Genomic DNA, 1,713 nt, shown 5'->3' with positions numbered 1-1,713 from the left:
CTGATGTTGCGCTGCGATCCTTCGAGCCCGACAATCTGCGCGGGTCAGGACGCGCAAGGCGTCAGATTTTTCTTCCAGGCAAAACTCGGTAACGGTGTTGTCGACCGTCTGCTGGTGCAGTCGGCTCCGCTCGTTGAAATGAATGAACAGGTTGTAACTGCCTCCTGGTTGTAAAGCCTCATGTCTGAGAACCCTTACGGTTGCTCCCGGGTAGTTGCCAAACAAGGTGAGATCCGGCTGCTGCCAACCAGCGGGGAGCGCAATGTCCCATATCGTTTCATCGCAACGCTGAGCGCCAAGGCGGCAGAGAAGCACATGCGTAATTTCTAGATTGTTGGTTTCAGCCAACAGGAGACGCAGATCAACGACAGGCTGGTTATCCCTGATCAAGACTGGGGTCGCTGGCGGCATTCTGGAAACGGCCTGGACAGAGGTTGCGATCAGGGCGATCAACAGGAATAAAGGCGATATATCAGACTTCATGACTTGGTACCCTGACGCAGTTTTTTCAATGTGAATTCGATTTTTGCCAAGGACTCAGTTGCCCCTTTGGCCGACGTCGGCAGCCCTCATCTGCAGCTCATCTTTGATCGTGCTTATCCTCATTGAGGCATGAACAGCAAGCATCCAGATTACGGGCTACACCCCATCGATTCAGGGCAGTGATTGCCGCTCTTCGGCATTTCTTCGAGCCAGGCAAAGCGCCGATTCCTGGACTTTTACCCCCTCCCCTTCGTCTATCAGACAAAACTCCAAAAAGGTGCTGGATACTGTTTGTTTATGCCAACGACCGCGCTCCTTGAAATGAATATTGAGGTTGTAACTACCCCCCGGCTGTAGCGCTCTGCGGTTCTGCGTTCTGACCAAAGCACCGGGGTAGTCGCCCAACAACTCTATTTGCGGCTGAATCCAGCCATCAGGAAGATCAATATCCCAGAGCGTTTCGTAACACTTGCTGGCGGTCCGACGGCAGAGAAGCACATGGGTGATCTCCAGGTTGTTGGTGTCCGCCAACAGAGGTCGAAGGTCCGCTATTGGACGACCGGAATTGATCGTCACTGGAGTTTCCGGAGGACGTTTGGACACGGCCCATGTTGGCCATGGCATCAGCAGAACCCCACAGGACACAGCAAACAGCAGGCCCTTCATGCTTCAGTACCCCGCCGGAAAGTTGCTCAATACAGGCTTGAGCTTCGTCAGGAGCTGAGTGTTTCCAGAATCCAGACCTCGGTAGTAATCACGCACAATGTCTCCTTGCTGCTTGATGTTGTAGTCCTTGAGCCTCTTCCTCGGCTGCACCTCATACATGTACTGGTCTCCTATCAGGAACCGCTTTGCTTGCTCGAACGCTTCATGCTCACCTTGGCAATACTCATGGCATCTTTCTGCAGCAGCTGCGTTGCGCCTTGCGCATCGGTCACGCCTTCGACGATTTCGCCATTGGCCAGGGTGATCGTGTAGGGCACGTTGGGCATGGCCGACTGACCATCGATCTGTTTGAGCATGAAGCGCCGCTGGGTATCGCCCACGTTGAAGTTCGGCAACTGCGCCGCAAGACTGGCCCCGCCCACGAGGCTGTGCTTGGCCGCCTTGACCGTGAACTCCCCCGGCATGCCCAGCTCGATATTGCCGCCCTTGAGCGTCAGGTAGGCCCCGCCGCACATCAGGGTGATGTGCTCCTTGGCAGACACCAGCACGTGCTGCTTGCTTGCA

At 55.2% G+C, this 1,713-nt stretch carries 2 protein-coding genes and 1 pseudogene; all 3 read right to left on the bottom strand.

The window, feature by feature from the left end; all coding sequences use genetic code 11:
- Positions 1–483, bottom strand: a 483-nt coding sequence (locus tag Q8O96_RS31070; protein ID WP_305950126.1) for a hypothetical protein, incomplete at its 3' end; no start/stop codon positions are given.
- A gap of 171 nt (positions 484–654) precedes the next feature.
- Positions 655–1,149, bottom strand: coding sequence for a hypothetical protein (locus tag Q8O96_RS31065; protein ID WP_305950125.1), 495 nt, complete (start codon positions 1,147–1,149; stop codon positions 655–657).
- A gap of 3 nt (positions 1,150–1,152) precedes the next feature.
- Positions 1,153–1,713 (bottom strand): annotated as a pseudogene (locus Q8O96_RS31060) (DUF2345 domain-containing protein); the annotation flags it as partial.

Source organism: Pseudomonas sp. LPH60 (genome assembly GCF_030718165.1).
Lineage (GTDB): Bacteria > Pseudomonadota > Gammaproteobacteria > Pseudomonadales > Pseudomonadaceae > Aquipseudomonas > Aquipseudomonas danubii.
This window is presented reverse-complemented; position numbering and strand designations above follow the sequence as displayed.